The 22,114-nt window shown below is 63.5% G+C and carries 23 protein-coding genes and 1 pseudogene; 10 read left to right on the top strand and 14 right to left on the bottom strand.

What is annotated here, in order from left to right; all coding sequences use genetic code 11:
• Positions 1–17: 17 nt before the first annotated feature.
• On the bottom strand, positions 18–1,538 hold the full coding sequence (locus ACOGXA_RS18135; RefSeq protein ID WP_419925235.1) for an AAA family ATPase: 1,521 nt from the start codon (positions 1,536–1,538) through the stop codon (positions 18–20).
• 72 nt (positions 1,539–1,610) lie between these two features.
• A complete protein-coding gene (locus ACOGXA_RS18130) occupies positions 1,611–2,042 on the bottom strand; it encodes a Zn-ribbon domain-containing OB-fold protein (RefSeq protein WP_419925234.1) in 432 nt (143 codons plus the stop codon).
• Positions 2,043–2,157: 115 nt separating this feature from the next.
• Here ACOGXA_RS18130 and ACOGXA_RS18125 point away from each other — a divergent pair, with 115 nt between their 5' ends.
• Positions 2,158–3,423: an MFS transporter gene (locus ACOGXA_RS18125; protein WP_419925233.1), complete on the top strand. Its 1,266-nt coding sequence runs from the start codon at positions 2,158–2,160 to the stop codon at positions 3,421–3,423.
• Here the strand turns inward: ACOGXA_RS18125 and ACOGXA_RS18120 are convergent.
• Positions 3,401–4,570 carry a thiolase C-terminal domain-containing protein gene (locus tag ACOGXA_RS18120; RefSeq protein WP_419925232.1) on the bottom strand — a complete coding sequence of 390 codons (1,170 nt, stop codon included), beginning with the start codon at positions 4,568–4,570 and terminating at the stop codon, positions 3,401–3,403. The two genes, ACOGXA_RS18125 and ACOGXA_RS18120, sit on opposite strands and share 23 nt — an antisense overlap.
• A 38-nt stretch (positions 4,571–4,608) precedes the next feature.
• Between ACOGXA_RS18120 and ACOGXA_RS18115 the strand changes: the two genes are divergently transcribed.
• Positions 4,609–5,403: a hypothetical protein gene (locus ACOGXA_RS18115; protein WP_419925231.1), complete on the top strand. Its 795-nt coding sequence runs from the start codon at positions 4,609–4,611 to the stop codon at positions 5,401–5,403.
• Positions 5,404–5,420: 17 nt separating this feature from the next.
• Here the strand turns inward: ACOGXA_RS18115 and ACOGXA_RS18110 are convergent, their stop codons facing one another.
• The 4 genes from ACOGXA_RS18110 to rpmB form a co-directional block, all read right to left on the bottom strand.
• Positions 5,421–7,043, bottom strand: coding sequence for a hypothetical protein (locus tag ACOGXA_RS18110; protein WP_419925230.1), 1,623 nt, complete (start codon positions 7,041–7,043; stop codon positions 5,421–5,423).
• A gap of 68 nt (positions 7,044–7,111) precedes the next feature.
• Positions 7,112–7,846: an HDIG domain-containing metalloprotein gene (locus ACOGXA_RS18105; protein WP_419925229.1), complete on the bottom strand. Its 735-nt coding sequence runs from the start codon at positions 7,844–7,846 to the stop codon at positions 7,112–7,114.
• 41 nt (positions 7,847–7,887) lie between these two features.
• On the bottom strand, positions 7,888–8,049 hold the full coding sequence (rpmG, locus tag ACOGXA_RS18100) for a 50S ribosomal protein L33 (protein ID WP_419847506.1): 162 nt from the start codon (positions 8,047–8,049) through the stop codon (positions 7,888–7,890).
• Between the two features lie 64 nt (positions 8,050–8,113).
• Positions 8,114–8,350, bottom strand: coding sequence for a 50S ribosomal protein L28 (rpmB, locus tag ACOGXA_RS18095; RefSeq protein WP_419925228.1), 237 nt, complete (start codon positions 8,348–8,350; stop codon positions 8,114–8,116).
• Positions 8,351–8,475: 125 nt separating this feature from the next.
• Here rpmB and ACOGXA_RS18090 point away from each other — a divergent pair, with 125 nt between their 5' ends.
• The 7 genes and pseudogenes from ACOGXA_RS18090 to ACOGXA_RS18060 all read left to right on the top strand — a co-directional run bounded on the left by ACOGXA_RS18090 (position 8,476) and on the right by ACOGXA_RS18060 (position 14,324).
• A complete protein-coding gene (locus ACOGXA_RS18090; protein ID WP_419925227.1) occupies positions 8,476–9,498 on the top strand; it encodes an LLM class F420-dependent oxidoreductase in 1,023 nt (340 codons plus the stop codon).
• 64 nt (positions 9,499–9,562) lie between these two features.
• Positions 9,563–10,153: pseudogene (locus tag ACOGXA_RS18085) on the top strand (hypothetical protein); the annotation flags it as partial.
• 76 nt (positions 10,154–10,229) lie between these two features.
• Positions 10,230–10,631, top strand: coding sequence for a hypothetical protein (locus ACOGXA_RS18080; protein ID WP_419925226.1), 402 nt, complete (start codon positions 10,230–10,232; stop codon positions 10,629–10,631).
• Positions 10,628–11,707 carry an HTTM domain-containing protein gene (locus ACOGXA_RS18075; protein ID WP_419925225.1) on the top strand — a complete coding sequence of 360 codons (1,080 nt, stop codon included), beginning with the start codon at positions 10,628–10,630 and terminating at the stop codon, positions 11,705–11,707. Before ACOGXA_RS18080 ends, ACOGXA_RS18075 begins: the two co-directional genes overlap by 4 nt.
• Positions 11,704–12,888: a hypothetical protein gene (locus tag ACOGXA_RS18070; RefSeq protein ID WP_419925224.1), complete on the top strand. Its 1,185-nt coding sequence runs from the start codon at positions 11,704–11,706 to the stop codon at positions 12,886–12,888. The genes ACOGXA_RS18075 and ACOGXA_RS18070 overlap by 4 nt, the downstream gene beginning before the upstream one ends.
• Before the next feature lie 13 nt (positions 12,889–12,901).
• Complete coding sequence (locus ACOGXA_RS18065) at positions 12,902–13,453, top strand: hypothetical protein (protein WP_419925223.1); 552 nt, start codon at positions 12,902–12,904, stop codon at positions 13,451–13,453.
• A 64-nt stretch (positions 13,454–13,517) separates the two neighbouring features.
• A complete protein-coding gene (locus ACOGXA_RS18060; RefSeq protein WP_419925222.1) occupies positions 13,518–14,324 on the top strand; it encodes a hypothetical protein in 807 nt (268 codons plus the stop codon).
• A gap of 59 nt (positions 14,325–14,383) precedes the next feature.
• Here the strand turns inward: ACOGXA_RS18060 and ACOGXA_RS18055 are convergent, their stop codons facing one another.
• From ACOGXA_RS18055 to ACOGXA_RS18035, 5 genes are all read right to left on the bottom strand, one after another.
• Positions 14,384–15,931, bottom strand: coding sequence for an RNA-binding domain-containing protein (locus tag ACOGXA_RS18055; protein WP_419927013.1), 1,548 nt, complete (start codon positions 15,929–15,931; stop codon positions 14,384–14,386).
• Between the two features lie 224 nt (positions 15,932–16,155).
• Entirely contained in the window at positions 16,156–17,862 is a 1,707-nt protein-coding gene (locus tag ACOGXA_RS18050; RefSeq protein ID WP_419925221.1) for a DEAD/DEAH box helicase family protein, read from the bottom strand.
• Positions 17,863–17,937: 75 nt separating this feature from the next.
• Positions 17,938–18,240, bottom strand: a complete 303-nt coding sequence (locus ACOGXA_RS18045) for a hypothetical protein (protein ID WP_419925220.1) — start codon at positions 18,238–18,240, stop codon at positions 17,938–17,940.
• Between the two features lie 15 nt (positions 18,241–18,255).
• Positions 18,256–18,408: a hypothetical protein gene (locus ACOGXA_RS18040; RefSeq protein ID WP_419925219.1), complete on the bottom strand. Its 153-nt coding sequence runs from the start codon at positions 18,406–18,408 to the stop codon at positions 18,256–18,258.
• A 419-nt stretch (positions 18,409–18,827) separates the two neighbouring features.
• Complete coding sequence (locus tag ACOGXA_RS18035) at positions 18,828–18,968, bottom strand: hypothetical protein (RefSeq protein ID WP_419925218.1); 141 nt, start codon at positions 18,966–18,968, stop codon at positions 18,828–18,830.
• A 286-nt stretch (positions 18,969–19,254) separates the two neighbouring features.
• On the opposite strand from ACOGXA_RS18035, the gene ACOGXA_RS18030 reads away from it, so the two are divergent.
• Entirely contained in the window at positions 19,255–20,025 is a 771-nt protein-coding gene (locus ACOGXA_RS18030; RefSeq protein ID WP_419925217.1) for a hypothetical protein, read from the top strand.
• Here ACOGXA_RS18030 and ACOGXA_RS18025 read toward each other — a convergent pair.
• Both ACOGXA_RS18025 and ACOGXA_RS18020 read right to left on the bottom strand, forming a co-directional pair.
• Positions 19,998–21,020, bottom strand: coding sequence for a hypothetical protein (locus tag ACOGXA_RS18025; protein WP_419925216.1), 1,023 nt, complete (start codon positions 21,018–21,020; stop codon positions 19,998–20,000). The genes ACOGXA_RS18030 and ACOGXA_RS18025 overlap by 28 nt on opposite strands.
• Positions 21,017–22,108 carry a HigA family addiction module antitoxin gene (locus ACOGXA_RS18020; protein WP_419925215.1) on the bottom strand — a complete coding sequence of 364 codons (1,092 nt, stop codon included), beginning with the start codon at positions 22,106–22,108 and terminating at the stop codon, positions 21,017–21,019. Before ACOGXA_RS18020 ends, ACOGXA_RS18025 begins: the two co-directional genes overlap by 4 nt.
• Positions 22,109–22,114: the final 6 nt, after the last annotated feature.

Raw genomic sequence — 22,114 nt, 5'->3', positions numbered from 1 at the left:
CTCGCGGGATTAGGTCTTCAAGCACCCTCATATAGACGTTGAAGGTCGACGAGTTCCACGTCAGGGCGGATGGCAGCAGCGGCGGTAAGTTCGGGAGTGAAGCCTTCGGCGGAGAACAGCAGCCGCTTTGCGGTGGGAGACAGGGTTACCCCGGAGCGGCCGGCTAGCAGATCCGCAAGTTGGTCCAGGCGGGTCAGGGCACCGACGTCAAGCCGGTAGGCCTTCGCCTCGCCGACCACTTGGATTACCTTGGTCTTCCCCACTTGCTCGCCCTGGCTGAGCGCGACCACGTCCAACTCGAATGCCTGGCGTCGACGGCGGTCATTCACCTGCACCGAAGCCGAAGTGTCGGCGGGGCCGCCTAAGGTCTCCTCTGCTGCATAGCGGTCTACCCACAGGCGGCAGATCGACTCAAAGTGGGGGCCGACGATCTGAGAGCGGTAGGTGGCGTCTGCGTCGGACCACACTTCGAGCGCATGGCGGTCTTCCAGCCGGGCCCGGTGCCGTCGGTTGATCAAGTGATGGAAGCGCGCAATCGGATCGGCTATCCGGTAAACCGGTCGCCGTTCGGCCAACAGATCCTCGTGGCGGACCACGAAACCAGCGGTGGTCAACACCCCTAGGTGGTGGCTGATGTCATTGGACGCCCTGCCCAGCGCTTCGGCAATCTTGGCCGGTGATGTCCGCCCGTCGGCCACTGCCTGAAGCAAGGAATAGTAGGTGGCCTCGTCGGTGACCCGGGGGTCTTCACGCAGCAGATAGTCGTCCTCTCGGAACAAGACATGCGACGGATTCAATACCGTGGCAGCCAGCCATTCAGGCAGGCCCTCACGACGAGTCGGAATCCCGGCACCGGCAGTCAGATCTTTGTAGCCGGCAGCCCCGCCAACCACGGTGTCCACCGAGAACGCGGCGGCAAAGTCGTCGATCTCCCAATAGCCGCGAGCCTGCCGATAGTCGAACGAAGCCAGTGGAATGTCCAGCGTCGCTCGGCCGCGCAGGGGCGATGTCCCGCTCAATACTTGGGTCATCACCGACATTGCCGACCCGCACAAGACAATGCTCACCGGCGCTGTCCACCCCTCAGCCAGGCCCCCGGCCGCGGTCTCGTCCATCACGGCCTGGAGCGCTGAATCCAGCTCGGGGCTGTTCTGCTGGAGGTAGGGGTACTCGTCAATCACCAACACCTGCGGCTGCGTCCCGCGGGCACCCATCACACTTGCTGCCTGCTCCATGGCGTCGCTCCAGTCCCGAAACGGCTGAAGCGGCGCCCACTGAAGCTGCCGGCTGAGGCTGTTGGCGAACCGGTCCAGAGCGGGCCTGCGCTCCTCGCGAAGGGCCAAGTAGTACACCCCGCCCACTGCCTCCACCAGGCGGCGCAGCAGATAGCTCTTGCCATAGCGGCGTCGTCCATACACGATCCCCAGCCGAAGGCCCGGCCGCGGCGACAAGACGAAACGCGACAGGTCTTCCCACTCAGCCTCGCGGTCGTAGAGACTCCTGGGTCTCGCCGGCGTGTCCACACGCTGTCCTTCCATATATATAAGTTCACTTAATATAACTGTACTTATTATAAATGCAGTTAACTAAATTGGCAACAGTTGGCCGGCTCAGGCGGGACGCCAAGCGAGGAGGGTGAAGGGGCCTTCGTCGTCGGTGTGGGTCTCGAAGACGATCTGGATGGGTTGGCCGGGGACGGGGACGGCGTCGCTTTGCCAGGTGGCGGGCAGGCAGAGGTCGTCTTGTTCGTCGAGGCGGCCTAGCACCACGGTGTAGGGGGAGGCGAACCCGGGCAGGAAGGCGTGGTGGTTCACCACCCAGCTCTCCACGGTGGCTTGGCCCGACAGCGGCGTCCAGGCGAATTCGAAGGAGGCGCAGCGTCCGCACATGGCCCGGGGCGGCCACCGCCACGCCCCGCAGCCGTCGCAGCGCTGCAACTCGAAGCGGTGCTGGTTGATGCGCTCCCACCACGGCGCCGAGTCCCGTTCCGGATAGGGCCGGGGCTTGGGGGCTTGATCGGACGGCCAGTCAACTGCGGTCATCGACTCCTCCTCACTACCTAAAAAGACTGTCACAACCCTGACCTAGAGTGGGTCAGGAAGATGAGCTGTCTCTGTAGAGGAACAATCCAGTAGAGCCCACCAGTAGAGATCAAACATGCTGATAGAGCGGGCGGCAGCCCATCAGCGGACGACGCGGACACTGATGGCCTCGGTGATCCCCACCTCAGCGGCAATGGCCGCGGGATTCGCGGCAGCCGCTGTCTTGGCCAAGGAAATGACCGACAGCGAACTGCTAGCCGGGCTAGCCGCGGCCATGATGCAGGTCGGAAGCGTGGTAACAACAGTTCCCCTGGCCCGCCGAATGGCTCGCCTCGGCCGCCGCCGGGGCCTGGTGGCGGGGTGGTCGATCGGCATGGTCGGCGCCGGGCTGGCCTTTGTGGCCGCGGTGGCCGACTTCTATCCGCTGCTGGTGGTGGGAATTGTGGGCATAGGAGCAGGCAACGCCACCAACCTGGCCGCCCGATTCGCCTCTGCCGACTTGGCCCCCGACCACCGCCGGGCCCGGGCCATCGGGATGCTGGTGTGGGCCACCACCTTCGGGGCGGCCCTGGGGCCCACCGTCGCGCTGGGCCCGGCTTCGGCGGTGGCCCGGTTCATGGGGCTTCCCGAGTTGTCTGGCCCCTACCTGTTAGGCACGATCCTGTTCGTCATCGGCCTAGTGACCACCTACCTGTGGCTGCGCCCCGACCCGCTGGAAGTGCTGGGCACGGTGGGCAAAGAAATCGCTCGACCGGCATCGCCCCTCGTGGTGGGCCGACTCATTGCCACCGTGCCCGCGGCCCGCTTAGCGGTGATCGCCATGCTCATGGGCCAGGCGGTCATGGTGGGGGTTATGACCATGACCCCGCTGCACATGGAGAACGGAGATCACCAACTCCGGGTGATCGGCTGGGTTATCTCGGTACACGTTCTGGGGATGTACGCCTTCTCACCCATCGTGGGCTGGCTCGTAGACCGGATCGGGCCCCACCTGATGATCGGGGCCGGCGGGGTGATCCTGTGCATCGGCGCGGAAACCGCAGCGCACAACAGCGCCGAAGACAGCGCCGGCATGTTCGCTGGCCTCCTGCTCATCGGCTTGGGCTGGAGTTTCGGTTTGATCGCCGGGAGCGTGTTGCTCACCGGCGCCTTCCCGGTGGCTCAGAGAGTCGAGGTGCAAGGAGGCGCCGACTTCTTCATGACGACGGGAGGAGCGGTGGCCGGATTGTCGGCCGGGGCGGCCATGGAGGCCGTGGGATATCACTCGTTCAGCCACTGGGCCGGCCTGGCCGCCCTATTGCTGGTGGCCGCCGCGTTGGCCGCCTGGTACACCGCCCGCCAAGAACAAGCCAGAGGGGTCAGCTATCGCGGCGCAGGATGAGCGCTGAGGAGTTGCCGGCCACATAGCCGGGCTGGCCGGTGGACAGAGCCACCTCCGCATCGGGCACTTGGAAGCGCCCGGCGGTGCCTCGGATCTGGCGAACGGCCTCGTGCAGGTTATTGAGGCCGTGGACGTAGCCCTCCGACAAGAACCCGCCGTGGGTGTTCACCGGCACTCGGCCACCGGGGGCGGTACCGCCGTCGGCGATGAACGCGGCGGCCTCTCCTTTGGGGGCAAATCCGTAGTCCTCCGCCTGGACCAGCACCAGGTGGGTGAAGGCGTCGTATAAGGAGGCGTACTGGATGTCTTCGGGGCCGACCCCAGCCATCTCATATAACCGGCGGGCCATCTTGGCGGCAATCGAGGTGGTCCAGTCGGCCTGCACCCGATTGCTGTGCATCATGTGGCCTCCGCCCCAGGCCATGCCCGAGATCAGCACCGGGGGCTGGTGCAGGTCGCGGGCCCGCTCGGCGGTGGTGATCACCACCGCGGCGGCCGCGTCGGTTTCCAGGCAGCAGTCGAACAGCCGGAACGGCTCCACGATCCACCGGGAGGCCAGGTAGTCGTCCAGGGTCATGGGGGCCCGCATCATGGCCCGCTCGTTGTGCACCGCATTGGCCCGCTGCTGCACGGCGATACGGCCGAGATCCTCTGATGTGGTCCCCCAGCGGCTCATGTGGGAGCGGGCGAACATGGCGTACCACTGGGGCGGGGTCACCCAGCCGATGGGGTGCTGGTACTGGGTTTCCACGATGGCCGGGGGCGGTCGGCCGGTGCCGCCCATGCGGTGCTCAGACCGGGCGTTTATCGCCCGCCACACCACGATGTGGCGGGCGTGGCCGAGGGCGGCCGCACTGGCCGCATGGCCCACCACCGAGTGCGAGGTCGAGCCGCCGCCGAACTGGTCGCAGTACCACGACAGGTCGTCCACCCCCAGGCACTGGGCCACGATGGACGCGGTGACCGAATCTTGCACCTGATGGCAGGCCACCCCGTCGATGTCCTCCCGGCGCAGGCCGGCATCCTCCACTGCGGCCATAATCGCCCGCAACGCCAGCGTGAGCGTGCTCACCTCCGAATTCTTGGACAGCTCGGTGATGCCGATTCCGGCAATGGCTGCCTTGTCGCGAAATGGGTGCCCGCTCACCTTCGCGACACTAGGGCGCTACCGCTAAGTTCAGCGGCGTGAACGACTATCCCATCCACGTTGGCAGCATGCTCTTCACCCTGGTGGACCCGAATCCGGGCCACGAGAAGGAGTACAACCGCTGGTACGAGCGAGACCACTTCTATGCCGGGTGCATGATCGGCCCCTGGATGTTCGCCGGCTCCCGCTGGGTGGCCCCCCGGGCGCTCAAGAACATGCGAATCACCGACGGCAGCGGAGAGGTGTCGCAGGCCGGTGACGGCTCATTCCTCGCCGTGTACTGGGTGCTCGACGGCCACGACGAGGAGCACTGGCAATGGGCCAGCGATCAGGTTCACTGGCTGTACACCAATGAACGGGGGTTCGCCGAGCGCACCCACCGCCACACCATCTTGGCCGACGTCGCCTGGGCCGCCTATCGAGACGACGACCCGGTGCCGCTGGAGTTGGCCCTCGACCACGGCTACGCCGGCATCGGCGTGGTGGCCATGGATCGGGCCGATGGGGTGAGCGAAGATGAATTGCACGCCTTCTTGCGGGACAAGGCCATGCCCGAGATGATGGCCGGCTCGCCGGTGGCCATCGGCTCGACTTGGAAGCCCCGCCAGCGAGATGAGATCACCTCCAACTCCCCCATGAACCTGGGCTCGGACACCGGCAGCGAAGCCCGAACCCTTCAGATCTTCTTCAGCGACGAGAAGCCCGACGGCTGCTGGGACTCGTTCCAGTCGTATGTGGACGCCGTCAACGGCTCAGGTCTGGCCAACGTCTGCTGGGCCGGCCCCTTCTACAAAACCGTGGTGGGCACCGACACCTACATCGACCAGCTCTAGGGCTTGTCGCAAAGGCCTTACTGGAACGACACGAACAGCGGCACAGGAGTTACCTTCAGCACTTGCTCTGGGGTGGCGGTGGGGATGTCCTCGTCGTAGAAGTTCTTCCAACCCCAATAGAACTGATCGGCGTCCCGCCGGCTGGTCAAGAGATTCCAAGTGTCGTACTTGGCTTGCAGGGGGCCTTGGCCGTCCATGTGGATCAATACCGCCAGCTCCGGAGGAGTCTCGACCAGATGGCGATTTGTGATCATCTGCAATTGGAACTGGTGGAGGATCAGCAGTTTCTGGGGGAGGGCCTCCTCACGGACAATGCCGGCCAGCCACCTGACAACATGGTTGATCTCCGCCGCGTCCACCGTGCCGATCTGGCGCATGTGGACTTCGCCGGGCTTGAGCCTCCACTCGGGATCCAGCGCCAGACCCACATGGGGGAGGCGAAGGAACTCCTCGTAGATCCTGGCCTGTGAGAGGTAGTCGGATCGCCCCGGCTGTAGATCCAGTACCACGTACATATCGTTGGCGGCTGCTAGCTCGACCCACGGCCTGATCACATCCCGGGCGGTCTCAGCCGAATAGTCCCCGTCTTCGCCGGCACCGGCCGAGGCAACAGTGGCGATGATCTCAAGGGTGGGCAGCACCACCGAGCCGTCGGCGTCGTAGCCCTCGGCGATGGATCGGAGGCGCTCGACGCCCTCCTCGGGGCCCTGTTCTCCCAGCACCCCGAGGCCGGGTCCCGACGGATGGCCGTACATGGCCACCAAGCGGCGATCGAAGCCGGCATCAAACATGAGCAAACCGCCCCCGGGTATCTGATCGCCCCGGCGGACTACCTCTAGCTGCCAGGCGGCGGCGTCGCTGAGTCCAAAGAGCAATTCCACTTCAGAGGCGTTGGAGATCGCATTCCGAGTCTCCGGGGACAGGGCCCGGAGGTCACCGGACAGGACGAACACCCCAACACCGATTTGATGGCCGAGGGCGGCCAAAGGCACGCCTAGTTCGGCATTGTCGGCCAGCCACACCCGGCTGCCCGATAGCCCATCAGGCGAAAATGCTGCCTGCTGATTGACGGCGATCGGCTCGAAGGCGAAATCGGCCAGGGCATATCGAAGGACCTGCGCGTCGAAACCGGCCGTCACGATGCGCTCCGGAGCAAGCCTCCCCAACTCGCCCATCATTGGGATGTCGAACCATGGACCGACCAGCAGCAGCGGACCCTGAATCCCGCGCGACATCAGCGTGGAGATCGCCGCGGGATCGTCAGCGAATGCCAGGCCGACCTCGTGGGCGCAGTCGTATATGGCCTGCGATATCTCGATGCTGGTTACCGCAAGAGAAGCGTGGGATACCTGAAGATCGTCGGGGATCGAAGGAGAGCAATCGCGCTCAGGCTCGGGCGCCGCAGTGGGCGTGGCCTCGGGCACCGCGGTGGCCGCGGGCACCGCAGTGGGCGTGGCCTCGGACGTCGCAGTGGGCTCGGGAACCAGCGTGGCGGTCGCGGCGGGGGTTGGGCTCGATTCGAGGGGTGCCGGCGTCTCAACCGCGCCGGTCGGCTGGGAATCCGGCGGATCCGCCGAGCTTTCCGCACACGACGACACCAGCAGCAAGACCGCCAAGAGAACAACGAATCGACCGGGCAATTGACAACTCCCAGTCGGAGGCTAGCCGGATCGACAGCCGAATTTGGGTCACTCTCTGACCTGGGGATTTACCCCCTTTCGGCCCACCAGACATCGAGTCGGGCCTCGGTTGCGGCCCGGTCCAGGTCGGGCTCGGACCGCTTCAGTTCCAAGAGGAACCTCAGCGCTGCGCCCACCTCGGGGCCAGGGCCGATGCCGTAGCGCTCCATCACCTCGTTGCCGTCGATCAGCGGTCGCTCAGCGGCCTGGCGCTCCTCTTCGGCCAGTCGGGCGATCCGGGCCTCCAGGTCGTCCACATGGTGTTGGAGATCGGCGGCCTTCTGGCGGTTGCGGGTGGTGCAGTCGGCCCTGACCAGCTCGTTGAGGTAGCCCAGAAGCGGCCCTGCCTCTCGGGCATAGCGGCGCACGGCGGCGTCGCTCCAGCCGTCGGCGTACCCCTTGAACCGGCCCGACAGCCGCACCAGCTCGCTCACGTCGTCCACCACCTGCTCGGGGTAGCCCAGCGCGGTGAGCCGCTTGCGGGTCATGCGGGCCCCTACCGCCTCGTGGTGGTAGAAGGTGACGGCGCCCCGCTCATAGGAGCGGGTGCGGGGCTTGCCCACGTCGTGGAACAGCGTGGCCAGCCTCAAGATCAAATCAGCGCGGGTCTTGGCCACCACCGCAATGGTGTGGGCCAACACATCCTTGTGGCGATGGATGGGGTCTTGCTCCAAGCGGAGCGCGGGCAGCTCGGGAACGATCTCGTCGGCGAGGCCGGAGTCAACCAGATGCCATAGCGGCGGAGCGGGGTCGTCGGCCAGCAATGCAGCCGACAGCAGCCCCCTCCGCTCGTCGACGTCCGTGGCTACCGCTCCTCCTTGAACACCACATGCTTGCGGGCCACCGGGTCGTACTTCTTCAGCTCGATCCGCTCCCGGTCGTTGATCCGGTTCTTGGTGGTCACATAGGTGTAGCCGGTACCCGCGGTGGACTTCAGCTTGATGATGGGACGCTTGTCGCTGGCCATTGGGATTACGCCTTCTTCGACTTGGATTTGAGGCTCATGCCGTTCCTGTTGCCAGCCATCGCGATCAGACCTTCTCCCCGCGCCGGCGCATCTGGGCAACCACCTTTTCGATGCCGTGCTTGTTGATGGTTTTGAGGCCCTTGGCCGAAACGGTGAGGGTGACCCACCGCTTCTCCGCCGGCAGCCAGAAGCGATGCTTGTGGACGTTCGGGTTCCACCGGCGCCGCGTCTTGCGGTGCGAGTGAGACACATTGTTGCCGAACGATGGGCGACGACCGGTCACCTGGCAGACCTTGGACATAGAGAACCATGCTACCGGCCCCGTCACTGTCGCCGACAAACGGGATAGGCCGGCAAAAGAGAAATCGACAGACACGCCCAACTTCAACCGCAACGGCCATCGGTGAGCGGGATAGGGTCGCCGCCATGAAACTCGGACTGGTCTGGGGATATTGGAGCCGCGGAATGCCCGAGGGATTCGTTCCGCTCACCCAGGAGGCAGAGCGGCTGGGCTACGACTCGGTGTGGACCGCCGAGTCTTGGGGCTCAGATGCGTTCTCGCCGCTGGTGTGGCTGGCGGCCCACACCGAGAAAATCCGCCTGGGCACCGGCATCGTGCAACTGGCCGCCCGCACCCCCACCGCCACCGCCATGCACGCCGTGACCGCCGACCACCTCTCCAACCAGCGCCTTGTCTTGGGCCTGGGGGTCTCGGGCCCCCAGGTGGTGGAGGGATGGTACGGCCAGCCCGGCAACCGACCGCTGGCCCGCACTCGGGAGTATGTGGAGATCTTGCGGCGAGTGTTCGCCCGCGACGGCTACATGACTTTTGAGGGCGACTACTACAACCACCCCTACAAGGGGGAGGGCGACACCGGCTTGGGCAAGCCGCTCAAGATCATGACCCATCCGCTCCGGGCCGACATACCCATCTTCATCGGCGCGGAGGGCCCCAAGAACATCGCCCAGACGGTGGAGATCGCCGACGGCTGGCTGCCGTTGTACTACTCCCCGTTCCGCCCCGAGGTGTACGCCGAATCGATCGCCGGGCGCTCGGAGGAGTTCGAGATCACCGTCCACACCACCATCAAGGTGACCGGCGACTCTCCTGAGGAGCGGGCCGAGGCGCTGCTGCCCACCAAAGCCTCGCTGGGCTTCTACATCGGCGGGATGGGGGCCAAGGGCCAGAACTACCACACCAAGCTCATGGCCCGGATGGGGTTCGAGCAGGAGGCCCTACACATCCAAGACCTGTTCTTTGAGGGACGGCGGGAGGAGGCCATTGCCGCGGTGCCCGACCAATTCGCCGACGAGATCTCGCTGGTTGGCTCGCCCGAGCGGATCCGCGACCGGCTGGCGGGTTGGGAGGAGAGCCCGGTAACCGGCATCAACGTGGGGGCTCGCAGCGCAGAGGAACTGCGCGAAATCGCCGAGGTAATCCTCGGTTAGGGATAATGACCCCATGAGCGAGCCCATCACCTTCTATTTCGATCCACTTTGACCATGGTGCTGGCAGACGGCCCGTTGGGTTCGTCAGATTGAAGGCGCCGGTGAGGTGAGCGTCACCTGGGGTCTGTTCTCGTTGGCCATCGTCAACTGGGACAAGCCCATGGAGCAGTTCGATCCCGACCGGGGCGTGGGCGTGCGCTCTCTGCGCACCGCGGTCAAAGCCCGCGAGGTGGGCGGCAACGGCGGCATCGGCGCCTATTACCAGGCCATCGGCCGCCGGGCGTTCGATTTGGTGGAGTCGGTGGACGAGCTCGACACCATCCGGGCCGCCGCGGTGGACGCCGGGTTCGACGCCGGCATGGTGGATGATGCCTTGGCCGACGACAGCACATGGGAGACGCTGAAGGCTGAGCACACCGTCCTTTGCGACGAGACCCGCAGCTTCGGCGTGCCCACCATCCGCCTGGACGGCGGGCGGGGCCCGGCTCTGTTCGGCCCGGTGATCAGCAACCCCGCCGAGTCGACCGAAGAGGCGGTGGAGCTGTGGCGCCACGTGCGCTGGCTCACGGCCTACGACAACTTCGCCGAGCTGAAGCGCGACCGCCTGCCTCCCGATCTGGAGGCCTATAGGCGGAGGTACGCCGACGACGGCTGACGCGGCGTCGGCAGCGGCTGCGCCACCCCGCCCGCTTTGGCGTCGGCGGGGAGCGCGGTGGTTCGCCGCCGCCATTGTGGTCGTCCAACTCGGGCTGGTGGCCAACGGCTACCGGGATCCCCACAACTACTTCGCCTTCCAGCCATTCAACGAGTCGAGCACCTATGCGGTGGAACTGGCGCGGGTGCTGCCCGACGGCGAGCGGGTGGGGGTGCCCAATGGGCGGTGGGAGGGCTATGACTGGGATGAGCTGATCGGCTGGCGGGCCTTGCAGGGGCCCTGGCGCCAGCGCCACGCCTTCTCCGGGGTGGATGCGGTGGTGGACTTCTTGGACCACGCCCTGGACTGGATGGCCGACAACACCCCCAACGACACTGAGACCCTCTACTTGGAGGCCACCGTCACCTACTACCGCAACGCCCGGGGACCCCATGTCACGGTGATTCGCAGCCACAACCGGGAACTGGCCGAACCATGACGGCCCCAACCTCTCCCCCGACGACCGCCGATTGGGGGGCCCGGTGCCAGCGGTGGCTCGCCGAGGTGTTCGACGAGCCAGCCAGTATGCGGGCCGTGGCAGTGGTGCGCATCGTGCTGGGCCCGTCAGTCATCTGGCATTTGCGCCCGTTTCTAGCCGCTGCTCTCGACGGCGTCACCTACATCGACGTGTTCCAGCAGCAGTGGTGGCCCTGGGTGCCCAACGCTCCGGCGGGGCTGTATGTGGCGCTGCTGTGGATCGGCGTGGCCGCCGCGGTGCTGATGACCGTGGGCCTGTGGTCGCGAGCCGCCACCTGGGTGACCTTGGCAGTGGTGGCCTACAACTTCTTCTTGTCGGAGACCCACTTCCGCCACAACCGGGCCTTCTTGATCATCCTTCTGGCCGGAGTGGCCCTGTGCGACAACGGCCGAGCGCTGTCGCTTGATGCCCGCCGCCGCCAACCTCCTGATGACCGGGCCCTGGTGTGGCCGGTGTGGCTGCTTCGCTTCGAGGCCGCCGCCATCTACTTCGCCTCGGGGTTCTCCAAGTTGATCGATCCCGACTGGGTGGGAGGCCGGGTGATGCACGACCGCACTCTGCGCTACCAAGACGATGCCCGCGACGTGCTGGGCAATACTCTGGGCGATCCTATATTGGAGGTGTTGACGGCCCGGGCCTTCCAGTGGGTGCTGTCGCCGGTGGCGGTGGCCACCGAGCTGTTCATCGCCTTCGGGATTTGGTTCCGCCGAACCCGATTGGCCGCGGTGTGGGTGGCGGTGGCCTTCCATGTGGGCATCGAGGTGAGCGCCCAGGTGGAGGTGTTCAGCGTGATCGCCATCGGCGCCCTGGCCATTTGGGCCATTCCGTCTACCCGCGATCGCACCCTGGTTACCCCCAGACGTTGGGTGAAGTGGTTCGACTGGATGGCCCGGTTCGACATCACCGTGGTGCCGGGGGCATCGTGGCGCATGGTCGATCGCGACGGCACCGTGCTTGAGGGCCAACAAGCCCGCCAGTTCGTGAGGACCCGCCTACCGGCCACGTTCCTTGTCTCCCGGTTCTGGCGGCACCCATGAGCGCCCTGTCGTCGCTGCGGCCGCTGCCATCCAGTAGAGCCACCCGCCGGCTCATCGCCTGGGTGGTGGTGTGGGTGGTCACTGCCGGCCTGCTGCGGGTGACGCTGGCCGCGCCCGAGGTGTGCCCGCAATACTCCCCCGGCGATGGCCAAGCAGCCATCGACTCCGGAGCCGACTGGATCGTTCGCACCCAGGAGCCCTCCGGGCGCTACCTGTACGAATACGACCGGCGCACCGAGTCGGCCGTGCCGGGCTACAACTTGGTCCGCCATGCCGGGGGCACCATGTCGCTCTACCAACTCGCCATCGCGCAGCAGGGCAGCAATCACCAAGTGGTTGAGGCCGCTGATCGAGGCATGAACTACCTGCTGGAGCGGGCAGTGGTCACCAGCGACGGGGGCATGGGACCCGCGCTGTCGCCCCGGGGCCCGGTGAAGACGGGAACCGCTTCGCTGACTCTGGTGTCGCTGGCCCATCGGCGCATCCTCACCGGCGACCCTGGCTTCGACAACGAGATGCGGGCGCTGGGCCGGTTCTTGGTGGGCCAGCAGCTCCCCGACGGGGGGATGCTCAACTTCTGGGATCCCAAGTCTGGCGCGCCGGTGCCCGGGCAGCGGTCCCGATTCGCCACCGGGGAGGCCGCCTGGGGCTTGGCGCTGATGCACGAGGCCTTCCCCGGCGAGGGGTGGGACACCCCGGTATGGGCCATCATGGACTACCTGGCCACCGAGCGAGATGAGCTGGAGGAGCTGTGGCCCCCGCCATGGCCCGACCAGTGGGCGGCCTACACACTGGGAGAGATGGCCGAGTGGGGCCTGGAAGACCACCATCTCGATTACGCCCGGCGCCTGGCCGGTCGGTTCAGCCAGATGATCCGCTGGGACGCCCAGCGCGAGGGCGTGGCCGAGATCTCACATCTGCCCATGCCCCGAGGCGGCGGCTACGGGACCATCCTTGAGGGGCTGGGGGCCCTGGAGTGGCTGTGGCTCAACGAGCCCCGCCTCGCCGACGCTCCGCTGCGGTACCGGCTGGAGTGCGGGGCGGCCCGCTTGGCCGAGGCCCAGGACGCCGACGGCGCTTGGTACTACGACGACCTAACCAGGGTGGACGACCAGCAGCACGCCGTCTCCGGCCTGCTGATGGCCGATGCCAGTTTCAACCTCGGAGGAAACAAGCCATGAAAGCAACAAGACCATGAGCGGACTCGGACCGGTGATATTGATGGTGTTGGCCGCCGCCAACCCCGCCGCAGGGGCGCTGAGCATGGCCTGGCGCCCCTCCAACCGGGACCAGTGGCGCCCCCGTGTGGCACTTGCCGTGGCCGCGGCGGTGGGCGCACTGTGGGTGATCGCCGCCCTGGCCGAACCAATCCTCGACGCCTTGTCGGTGACAACAGGCACCTGGCGCCTGGCCACCTCCGTGCCCTTCGCAATAGCCGGAGTGCGGTGGATGGTGTTCCCCGCCCGACCGGTAACCGATGAGCCCCGAGCCGGTACCCAGGTGGCCCTCATCGCCCTCACCGTCCTGTTCACCCCCCAGCTCGTCGCCCTCGTCCTAGCCACCGCCGCCCACGACGGCACCGTCCGAACCATGGCCGGCGTGATCCTCGCCGCCGCGCTCACCGCCGCCCTCCTCTGGCTCCGCGCCACCCCCACCCCCCTGCTGTCAGTAACCGCCCGCCTCCTCGGCGGCATCGCCATCATCCTCGCCATAGCCCTAGGAGTCGACGGCACCCAAACCATCTGAGGACCGAAACTGACAAAGCCAGATGCCATCCAAGAGACAGCACACCAGAGTGAGGAACCCAAGAATGCACAGACCGCCACTCTCCAAGCGCAACAACTCCGACCAAGTTGAGGAGTATTTCACGCTCCAGGAAGAACTCTCTGAACCCCTGAAATACTCTCTGCTCGGTTTTGTCGACAAAGGCTTCCGTGACAAGCAGACCGTAAATCAATTCGAGAGACGCCACGACCAGGTGTTGCCTCACGTTCGGACAGAGATGCTGCAAGCCCTTTTGAAAGGCGACAGTTTCCTGCTAGACGCAGTGGACTACCTACTAGGAGAGTGGCATGACTGGAGAGAAGTCAAAAGCTATCTCGACGACTCTCGCAGCATCTACGACGTGGGCCGCGACGACCAGGGTAGATATCAGCTTCAGCGCCGCCAACCCCCAGAACTTTCAAACCTAGTTGATGATGCTCTCAGCTCGCGGGGCCGAGTATACGACCACATACGTCGGGCAGTAGCTTATGCATTTGGTCGTAATCCCCAACCCAATGATGCCTGCTTTGAGTCAACTAAGGCTCTGGAAGTCATTGCCAAGCCCATTTTCATACCAAATGACCAAAAGGCGACACTTGGAAAGATCATTGGAGCTGCTGAAGCGAAACCCTCCAAATGGATTACCGATTTTGACGCAGAGGGTGACGATGACATTAGTGCTGTTGTAGACATGTTGAAACTGGTATGGGAGACCCAACTCCGCCATGGTGATGCTGACGATCTACTAGAAGTTCCGCCAAAGAGAGCGGAGATGATCGTTCATCTCGCAGTACTTCTTGTTCATTGGTTCTCATCAGGCCGAATCCGCGTTTCAACATCACGATCTGCCTGACGGCAGTGTAACCATAGATGCCACTATCTGGAACTGACTTCCGAAATTGGTTCCTGCAATCAACCATCAATCGAACTCTGTTTACTTTCTGAATTTGCCCAACGGCGGGCGACAACTCGGTCCCTTTCTTGGGGATCGCTTACTGAAACTGTGGAAGTCGGGGTTCTGAGCCAGAAGATCTCTTCTTCGCCTATGCGCTCAAGGACTGGGAAACCTGATGCGTCGATGCTGATACGGGCGAGATGATCGCCGTTGATGGTATGAAATTGCCAGGCGATAAGGTCGATGACAGCATCCCCCAGCCGACTGCGGATGAGGTTCTGTAGGTGCTGGCCCCATAGGTCTTGGTCGCCTTGCTCCCCGCGTTTGGAGAAGGTGGCGTAGTCGTCTTCCAGTCCGTGGACCGAGCCGTCGTCGGCCACGCCGACGAGTAGGGTGCCGCCGTACTCGGAGTTGGCGAAGCCAGCGATGGTCTTGATCACGGCGTCCTCGGGGATGCCTCTCTTTCGCTGCTCTCGGATGTCCCAGCGGAGAGTGGACTTGTACTCCAAGAACAGCGACTCTCGATCTGGCCCGAGCAGATCGCCGATGGGGCAGGTCCGCTGCCTGGCCACCGCGGCGCGCCTCTGGACATTTACAGCGAAAATGTCCATTACCTCGGCCTGGAGCTCGTTGCTGTCGAGATAGGCGTATATGAGGTCGCTGTTTCGGTCGATCCGCGACAACAGGGCCTTCTCGTAGCGGGCGGGGAATACGTAGGTACGGAAGGTGGCCTCGTCGTTGTTTACAGCTTGGTTCTGGATTTCGACGTCTGAGATGAGATCGCCGGCGGCGGCCTCGAACACCAAGCGGTCTTCTTCGGTCCAATCGGTTCCGAAGCGCTCGTTGAGGCGGGCGATGATCTGGGACAGGCGTTCTTCCTCAGGGTCGCTGAGCGGACCGGTCCCGGAGTAGATGGTGGCAACTTCCCCCTCGCCATCGGGCAGCGAGATTGAGCCCTCAAACCCAATTTCATGCCGTAGGTGGGTGAGTTCCACCTCTGTGCCCAAGTTGATGCTCTCACCGGGGTCCCGATCCCGGATGAGCATGGCCAATGCACGGCAGAACAAATAGTCGCGCTCCAACTCGGGGTTGCGGAACGGCACGACCAGCGACAAGAACCCGTACACCCGCACAAATCTGGCCAGCGAATCACGGAATGATTCCTGGTCGTCGTCGTACAACGCCCTGAACCGGTCCACAGCGTGCTGGAGGGGGGCGTCGATCTGTGCGTGGTTTCCCTCCCCCATTAAAAGCACCGCCGCTCGCTGTATCTCGCCAGTGTCGAGAATGCCGAAGGCATCGAGCTCGCGCCGGGTGTCGAACAACAGGTTCGGATCGGTCGGCGGGGCCACGGTCTTGCCGTGGTACACCGCGAACTCCTCGCCGATCTGATGATCATCATTTACGAAGTCGATCACGAAGGTGCCCGACTTGTCGGGGTGGATGCGGTTGAGCCTCGACAGGGTCTGAACCGCAGCCAAACCGGTGAGGGTCTTGTCTACGTACATGGCTGTGAGCTTCGGCTGGTCGAAGCCGGTCTGAAACTTCTCGGCCACCACCATTATCTGCCACTCATCGGTGTCGAACCGCTCCGCGGTCTGGGATTATGGGAATCCGTTGGCCTTTGACTCGGTGAGTCCCTCAACCTCGCCCTAGAAAGCCACCAGCACACCGAGGTCATAGCCCAGGTTGATGGCGTAGCCCCGAAGCGCCTCCCACATCCGCACCGCATGGGCCGCGATGACCACACCACCATCGCTTTAGCCTCGCCGCCAACCTGCCTCGCGATCTAGGTGCGGTAGTGCTCGACGATGATCTCCGCCTTCTGCGCCAGATTGTCGGGATACAGGGTCACGAACCTGGCCAGCGCAGTTCGGGCCTTGCCGGTGTCGTACTCGGGGTCGTCGAGGATTGCCTTCTCCAAGTGGAAGTACTGGTTGTAGGTCAGGTAGCCGCCCAGCACGTCCTCGATGAAGCCCTCTTCGATGGCTTGGCGCATCGGATACAAGTGGAAGGGCTCGTACCGTCCGTTTTCGCCCACCTCGCCGAACAGCTCCAACGTCCGGCCCTTGGGCGTGGCGGTGAAGGCGAAGAACCACAGGTTGGGCTGGCGGCCGCGAGCGGCCACCGCTGCGGAAAGCAGCGCCTCTACTTCGCCCGCTTCCATATCCGTGTCGATCTCGGGGTGTGCCGAGCCCAGTGCCCGACGCAACTCATTAGCTGCTTCGCCAGTCTGCGATGAGTGGGCCTCGTCGACGATCACCGCGTAGTTCCGCTCGGGCAACGACTCGATCTTGTCGAAGATGAGCGGGAACTTCTGCAATGTCGTGACGATTATGCGGGCCTGCTCGCCAGCTAGCGCCGCGGCGAGCTGCGCCGAATTCTCGTCGATGCGCTCCACGACACCGAGGGCGTGTTCGAACTGGCTGATCGTGTCCTGAAGCTGGCGGTCGAGGACAATGCGGTCGGTGATCACCACCACCTTGTTGAACACCTGGGCGCTGTCGTCAGTGTGCAACGACGACAGCCGGTGCGCCAGCCAGGCGATCGAGTTCGACTTGCCCGACCCCGCCGAGTGCTGCACAAGGTAGTTGTGGCCCGCACCGCGCTCTTTGGCATCGGCTTCTAATCGTCGCACCGCATCCCACTGGTGGAACCTCGGGAAGATCACCTCTGGACGAGCCCTTGAGCCACGGGAGGGCTTCTCCACATGGATGAAGCGGCCCAGAATGTCCATCCAGGCATCGCGCGACCACACCCGCTCCCACAGGTACGCGGTGCGGTGCCCGTCAGGATTGGGCGGGTTGCCAGCACCCAGATTGTGACCCCGATTGAACGGCAGAAACCGGGTGCGGGTGCCAGCCAGCCGAGTGGTCATCGCCGCCGATGCGGGGTCGACCGCAAAATGAACCATGCCCAGCCGGCCCATAGTTCTGTTGTTGTGGGGCCGGTCGGTTCGGTACTGGGCAATGGCGTTCTCGACGGTCTGGCCGGTGAGCGGATTCTTCAGCTCAGCCGTGGCCACCGGAATCCCATTGACGAACAGTCCCAAGTCAACGGTCCGGGACGTATCCGGCTCGAACGGAAGCTGCCGGACAACCGACAACACATTGGCCTCATACCGCTGGGCCAGCTCCGGTGTCAGCCCTTGGGCCGGCTTGAAGTACGCCAGCCGGATCTTGATGTTCCGGTCCACCACCCCGTGGCGCAAAACGTCCACCGTTCCCCGCTTGTCCAGTTCCGACGCCAACCGCTGCACGAACCCCGACTGCGCCTGGTTCGGATCGCCCCCGTAAGCCGAATCCACCAGACGCTCCCAATCAGCCGCCTGCGTCGCCCCGAGGAACTCGAACAGATCAGCCGTGTCCACCCCCGCCTGAACGTCAAATTCAGGCGGTTCACCTCCGGCACTTCCGACTTTGACCCGTCGATAGCCCCCATGCTCCACCAGCCACGATGCGATGTGCTCCTCAAAAGCTGCCTCAACAGCAAGCATCAGCCGTCACCCCTCATGCGGTCGAGACATCCCCGACACCTTATGCCGCGCCAGGGCCCGCTTCCCCGTACTCCGCTAGGGCAGGATGCTGTGATCCCCGACACGATGCCAGACAATGTGGCGCTTGCCCTGGACCACTGGCCTGCCCATCGAGAAGATCGCCCGCCCGTCTGAAGCCCATGTCATCTCGAACAACCCTGATGCTCCCTGCACCTTCTTGACTCGGAGAGCCGCTCGAAACCTCTTGCGCGGATCCCTCTCCATCACCAGCAGATCCTCAATGAACTCTTGGCGCTTGTCATCGAATCTGTCTCGCTGCTGCTGCGTCAAGCCCTCGTAGTCGCGTATGAACGCGCTGGTCTCATCATGAGTAGGCACTGCCTCAAAAGGTGGCTAGTCGGCGGAGCTGCCGTTGCGGCGCAACCGGATGGCTGACAGAAGCGCCTCATCGCTGTAGTACCGCACAGCGACCTCATCCTCAGGCACCTCTGGGCCGCTACCGACGCTGTCATCAAGCTCCGCAAGCGCCACAGGCCGCTCAGTCATTGCTGAGTCGGTACTGGATTCAGACAAGGTGGGCATGGGATGGGTCCCTCTAGGTGGTGCGTGTACACACCTAGGCTAACCCCAGAGGGGGTGATCTTGCACGCGCGCAGCAGGCGACTCCTCGTTGAGCACAGTCCCGACTCGGAACTCAGAACGGGTGGACACCTCCCCCACCCTTCCGAAGTACCCCCTGGTCAGCCACCATCTCAAGGCTGTCGCCTGTCCCCTTCAGCGGCAGCCGCTAGAGGCACCTCATGGGATCAGGGTCAAAGACGCAGACGCCATGTCCTTGCCCCAGGGAGGCAGTATGCCCACTTTGCAAAACTTGCAAAAGAGGGTCAGGTTGCGGTGCGACAGCGGGCTGGGCGTTCATCGGATCAGTCCCTCGGGATAGTACGGAATACCACCTAGCAGCAAGGTCAGGAGCGGGGAACCGGATTCGGCTCCAGTCCCAGACTCACGAGCAGGTTGCCCAAGGCGGCGGCGGTGTCGTCGAAGTAGTTGGAGTGGGTGACCTTGATGGCGTCTACGGATTCCGCACCAAGCAGAACGACCTCCACACGAGGATTGTCCCGATATTGCTCCTCGCGCTCGCTGTATGCCTTGAGGGCTTGAGCGGTATTGCGAAACTCATCGAGGCTGATCTGCTTCCTCGCGTCATGGTCGAAGGTGATCCAGAAAGTCAGTGGTCTTGCGCTTCCCCATCAGTCCTCCCCATCTCCTTCATGAAGGCCAGGCTGAGCCCGGCACCGCCCACTAAGGGAGGTAGCCAGCGGTGCAATCGCTGTGGCACAGCCGGCTCGTCGCCAGGAGTGCCTTGTCGCTACTGCTCGATGACCGGCCACCATGACCGATCTCACCCAACCATCCACGCAGTTCGCAAGCCACCCTGAAGCCAAGTCCCGGAATTGCTATGCGAAGAAGTGGATTGGCACCGACACCAAGTGCCAGACAACACTTCAGGGACTCGATAGGACGCGGAAGGGGGGTGTGATGCTTACAGCGGCACCTGACCATGCGGTCGAAGCGATTGAACTGACAACCGGCTCCCCAGTCGTGTCCATCTCCATCGAGGGGTCCAAGATGTTGGCAGCATTTGAACTCGACCCCAGTGAGCACAAGAGAAGGCAAGGGATCGGGGTCGGTGCCATCACTTCGAAGGCTCTCCTGCACGGCCTCTGGTCGCTACCCTCTGGAGGCTTCGTGCCCAGCAATGCACTGCCTGATGTGAAGGTTCAGCGACTTCGTATGGCCCCTCACTCTGCTATAGAAACCGGCTGCGGCTTCTGGCGAGTCTATGCCCCACCTGGAACTCTACGATCAGTTGCGTTTGACGGCCCTAGCGTTGACCGGTCTGTTCACCGAGCGATTAAGTTCACACCGATTGTCCAGCGGTTCGTCCTGACCCATGAATCGAACGGGACAGTTCCTTGGCCAATTGAGTGCCTAGCCCGCGAATGGGGCGTCGGTATCATAGATGTAGAGGAGAAAGCTGGCCCACGGGTCATCGTTCCAGCGAGTCCCGCTGAGGTCGGAGTGCCGAGCGTCTACCGGTGGTGGATGGCGGAATTGGCCTACAAGCACTACCTCTATGAAAGAGCCCAGCTCGTAAGTTGAGACTTGGGGCTCTCAGGCCCTTGAAAGCCGGCAAGACCATACTGGGAAGCGGCACCCCGACAAGCCTCAACAAACACAGTAGGTTGATCAGAAGGTGCCGCATTGAGTACATAGCTTGCAAAGTCAGCCAGAGCATTCATGTTGTGCCATCTGGCATCAAGATCGGGATCAAGAAATCGGCTCAGCGAGTTTCCACCACAGCATGGTAGAGAGCAGTCCACGTTGCCTCCGGCTGCTGTCCATCCCGCTGCATCACTGGCTAGAAACCAGTCAAGCAACGGACGAACAAAGAGCCGCGCAGATGACCCGGGGCGACGGCGAGGGCGCATTGCTGCAGTTGCGTAGTGACGAGTTGAGGTCATGAGACCGATGGAAGCGTGCTCCGCTCCAAACGCAGCAGAACCGATCGCTCCATGGTCACCTCGAAGTTGAAATAGACCGTCTATTTTTGAGGCAACACGTCGTAGACCAGGAACCGCACCAGCTACTGAAAGCGGATCAGCTCTATGCGCAAGGACTAGAGCAACATTTTGACTTGTCGAACGCAGAGCATCTACTACCAATTGTGTCCGCTTGGCGACCCATCGAATATCGGTTGCAATTAGCATCATCGCATCCAGATCCGCAGCAATGTGGCCTTGTTCTCTGACTATGTCAGTCAAGACAGCGTCAGAGTCCCTATCCCAGGGAATAAATTCTCCAGGCAGCAAAATATGAGCTGCCCCAGCTTCCACCTGCTGTCGTGCCCAGACCTCTGGCCGGAGCTCTACCTCTTCTTTGTACCCCATCCCATCAAATAGAATTGGGGCTTCAAGGCCAGCATCGCGTAGCCGCTTAGCAACTTCAGGCCCTTTGGCATCCGCAATCGTGATCGCGTCAGCCATCTCTGCCGCAAGAATGGCTGCCGCAGGGTTCTTCTTGCAGGCATGAGCGGTGAGATAAAACGAGAAGGTCGCAGGACGATCTCCAAGTCTCCACTCAGCGGTCGTAGTCATGAGAGGAGTCCTGCATCTTGGAGGTCGAGACGGACCTTTGGGATTCGGTCGCGGTAAAGGCTCCACTTCTGGGATTCGTGTTGGATACGCCCAATGACAACGCTTGGATGCACGTTGTACCGCGATGCTGCTTGCACGACTGCCGGCACCGAGATCGATGTGATGTCAAAACCGTCGGGGAAGAGCCACGCAATGGCCTGCTCGTTGGCCGCCACTTCATCGGGATCGCTCTGGGGGCCCATGAGGTCGTCGTCGAGGATCGCACCAGACTGCGGGGTGATGTGACCCAGCACCAGATGAGCGCACTCATGCAGCAGAGCGAAGAGCAAACTATCGAATCTGTTGTTTCGCGTTGTCAGCCCAATCACGGGACGACCATCTGGGAGGAAGGTCACAGCGCCATCGAGCTTGCCCCCCCGAAGCCCTTCTGCAAAGACCAAGCAGACACCGCACTCCCCGAACAGTGTCGGAAGCCTCACCAGTTCCCCGGGACCGTCTTTGACGGTCCCGGGGAGGCGCCCCGCAAGTTGCCTCAGCCCTTCGATATCGAATGCAGCAACATCCTGGCCTTCAGCCATTCGCCGCACATACCCAAGCCAAGCAGCCTGCTCAATGCTGATTGGATCAGCAGAATTGGAGCGCTTTGCTGCCAAGGCAAACTGCGGGCGCTCATCCAGATTCCCGATTTCCAGTAGGTCGCACACAGCCGACTCGGTCGCGTCGAGGTCAGCTGCCTCAGGGATCCATCCCCGAGACCTCACCTGGGCTAGGGGGATTGCCCGCCGGAGCCGAGCTCGTCGAGCAACCGGGGTGAGATCGTTTTGGCTCGCGGTTGATCGCCGCATGTGCAGGCGGTACGCGGTCTGGAGGTTCAGCCAAAGCTCAGGAGTGGTGCCGAGTGCCTCAGAAAAGACAATCGCTGTCTCGGTGGTGATCTCCTTCTTCCCGTTCAGAATCTCCGATATAGCCTGAATCGGGCGACCGAGTATCTCCGCGAACTCAGTGACCGTCCACTCACGCTCACTCAGCTCGTCGCGGAGATACTCGCCAGCGGGGAAAACCTCAGCCGGAATATAGGTTCTAGCCATCTTGAT

Origin of the sequence: Candidatus Poriferisocius sp. (assembly GCF_965208475.1) — a bacterium.
Taxonomy (GTDB): domain Bacteria; phylum Actinomycetota; class Acidimicrobiia; order Acidimicrobiales; family Bin134; genus Poriferisocius.
The sequence above is the reverse complement of the archived record's forward strand: the minus strand, read 5'-3'. Positions and strand labels throughout refer to the sequence as shown.

What these genes read in the sequence shown, in the direction of transcription:
- ACOGXA_RS18135 (WP_419925235.1), bottom strand. Translation starts at nt 1,538, where the DNA reads ATGGAAGGACAGCGTGTGGACACGCCGGCGAGACCCAGGAGTCTCTAC.
- ACOGXA_RS18130 (WP_419925234.1), bottom strand. Translation starts at nt 2,042, where the DNA reads ATGACCGCAGTTGACTGGCCGTCCGATCAAGCCCCCAAGCCCCGGCCC.
- ACOGXA_RS18125 (WP_419925233.1), top strand. Translation starts at nt 2,158, where the DNA reads ATGCTGATAGAGCGGGCGGCAGCCCATCAGCGGACGACGCGGACACTG.
- rpmG (WP_419847506.1), bottom strand. Translation starts at nt 8,049, where the DNA reads ATGGCCAGCGACAAGCGTCCCATCATCAAGCTGAAGTCCACCGCGGGT.
- rpmB (WP_419925228.1), bottom strand. Translation starts at nt 8,350, where the DNA reads ATGTCCAAGGTCTGCCAGGTGACCGGTCGTCGCCCATCGTTCGGCAAC.
- ACOGXA_RS18090 (WP_419925227.1), top strand. Translation starts at nt 8,476, where the DNA reads ATGAAACTCGGACTGGTCTGGGGATATTGGAGCCGCGGAATGCCCGAG.
- ACOGXA_RS18075 (WP_419925225.1), top strand. Translation starts at nt 10,628, where the DNA reads ATGACGGCCCCAACCTCTCCCCCGACGACCGCCGATTGGGGGGCCCGG.
- ACOGXA_RS18070 (WP_419925224.1), top strand. Translation starts at nt 11,704, where the DNA reads ATGAGCGCCCTGTCGTCGCTGCGGCCGCTGCCATCCAGTAGAGCCACC.
- ACOGXA_RS18065 (WP_419925223.1), top strand. Translation starts at nt 12,902, where the DNA reads ATGAGCGGACTCGGACCGGTGATATTGATGGTGTTGGCCGCCGCCAAC.
- ACOGXA_RS18060 (WP_419925222.1), top strand. Translation starts at nt 13,518, where the DNA reads ATGCACAGACCGCCACTCTCCAAGCGCAACAACTCCGACCAAGTTGAG.
- ACOGXA_RS18050 (WP_419925221.1), bottom strand. Translation starts at nt 17,862, where the DNA reads ATGCTTGCTGTTGAGGCAGCTTTTGAGGAGCACATCGCATCGTGGCTG.
- ACOGXA_RS18040 (WP_419925219.1), bottom strand. Translation starts at nt 18,408, where the DNA reads ATGACTGAGCGGCCTGTGGCGCTTGCGGAGCTTGATGACAGCGTCGGT.
- ACOGXA_RS18030 (WP_419925217.1), top strand. Translation starts at nt 19,255, where the DNA reads ATGACCGATCTCACCCAACCATCCACGCAGTTCGCAAGCCACCCTGAA.
- ACOGXA_RS18025 (WP_419925216.1), bottom strand. Translation starts at nt 21,020, where the DNA reads ATGACTACGACCGCTGAGTGGAGACTTGGAGATCGTCCTGCGACCTTC.
- ACOGXA_RS18020 (WP_419925215.1), bottom strand. Translation starts at nt 22,108, where the DNA reads ATGGCTAGAACCTATATTCCGGCTGAGGTTTTCCCCGCTGGCGAGTAT.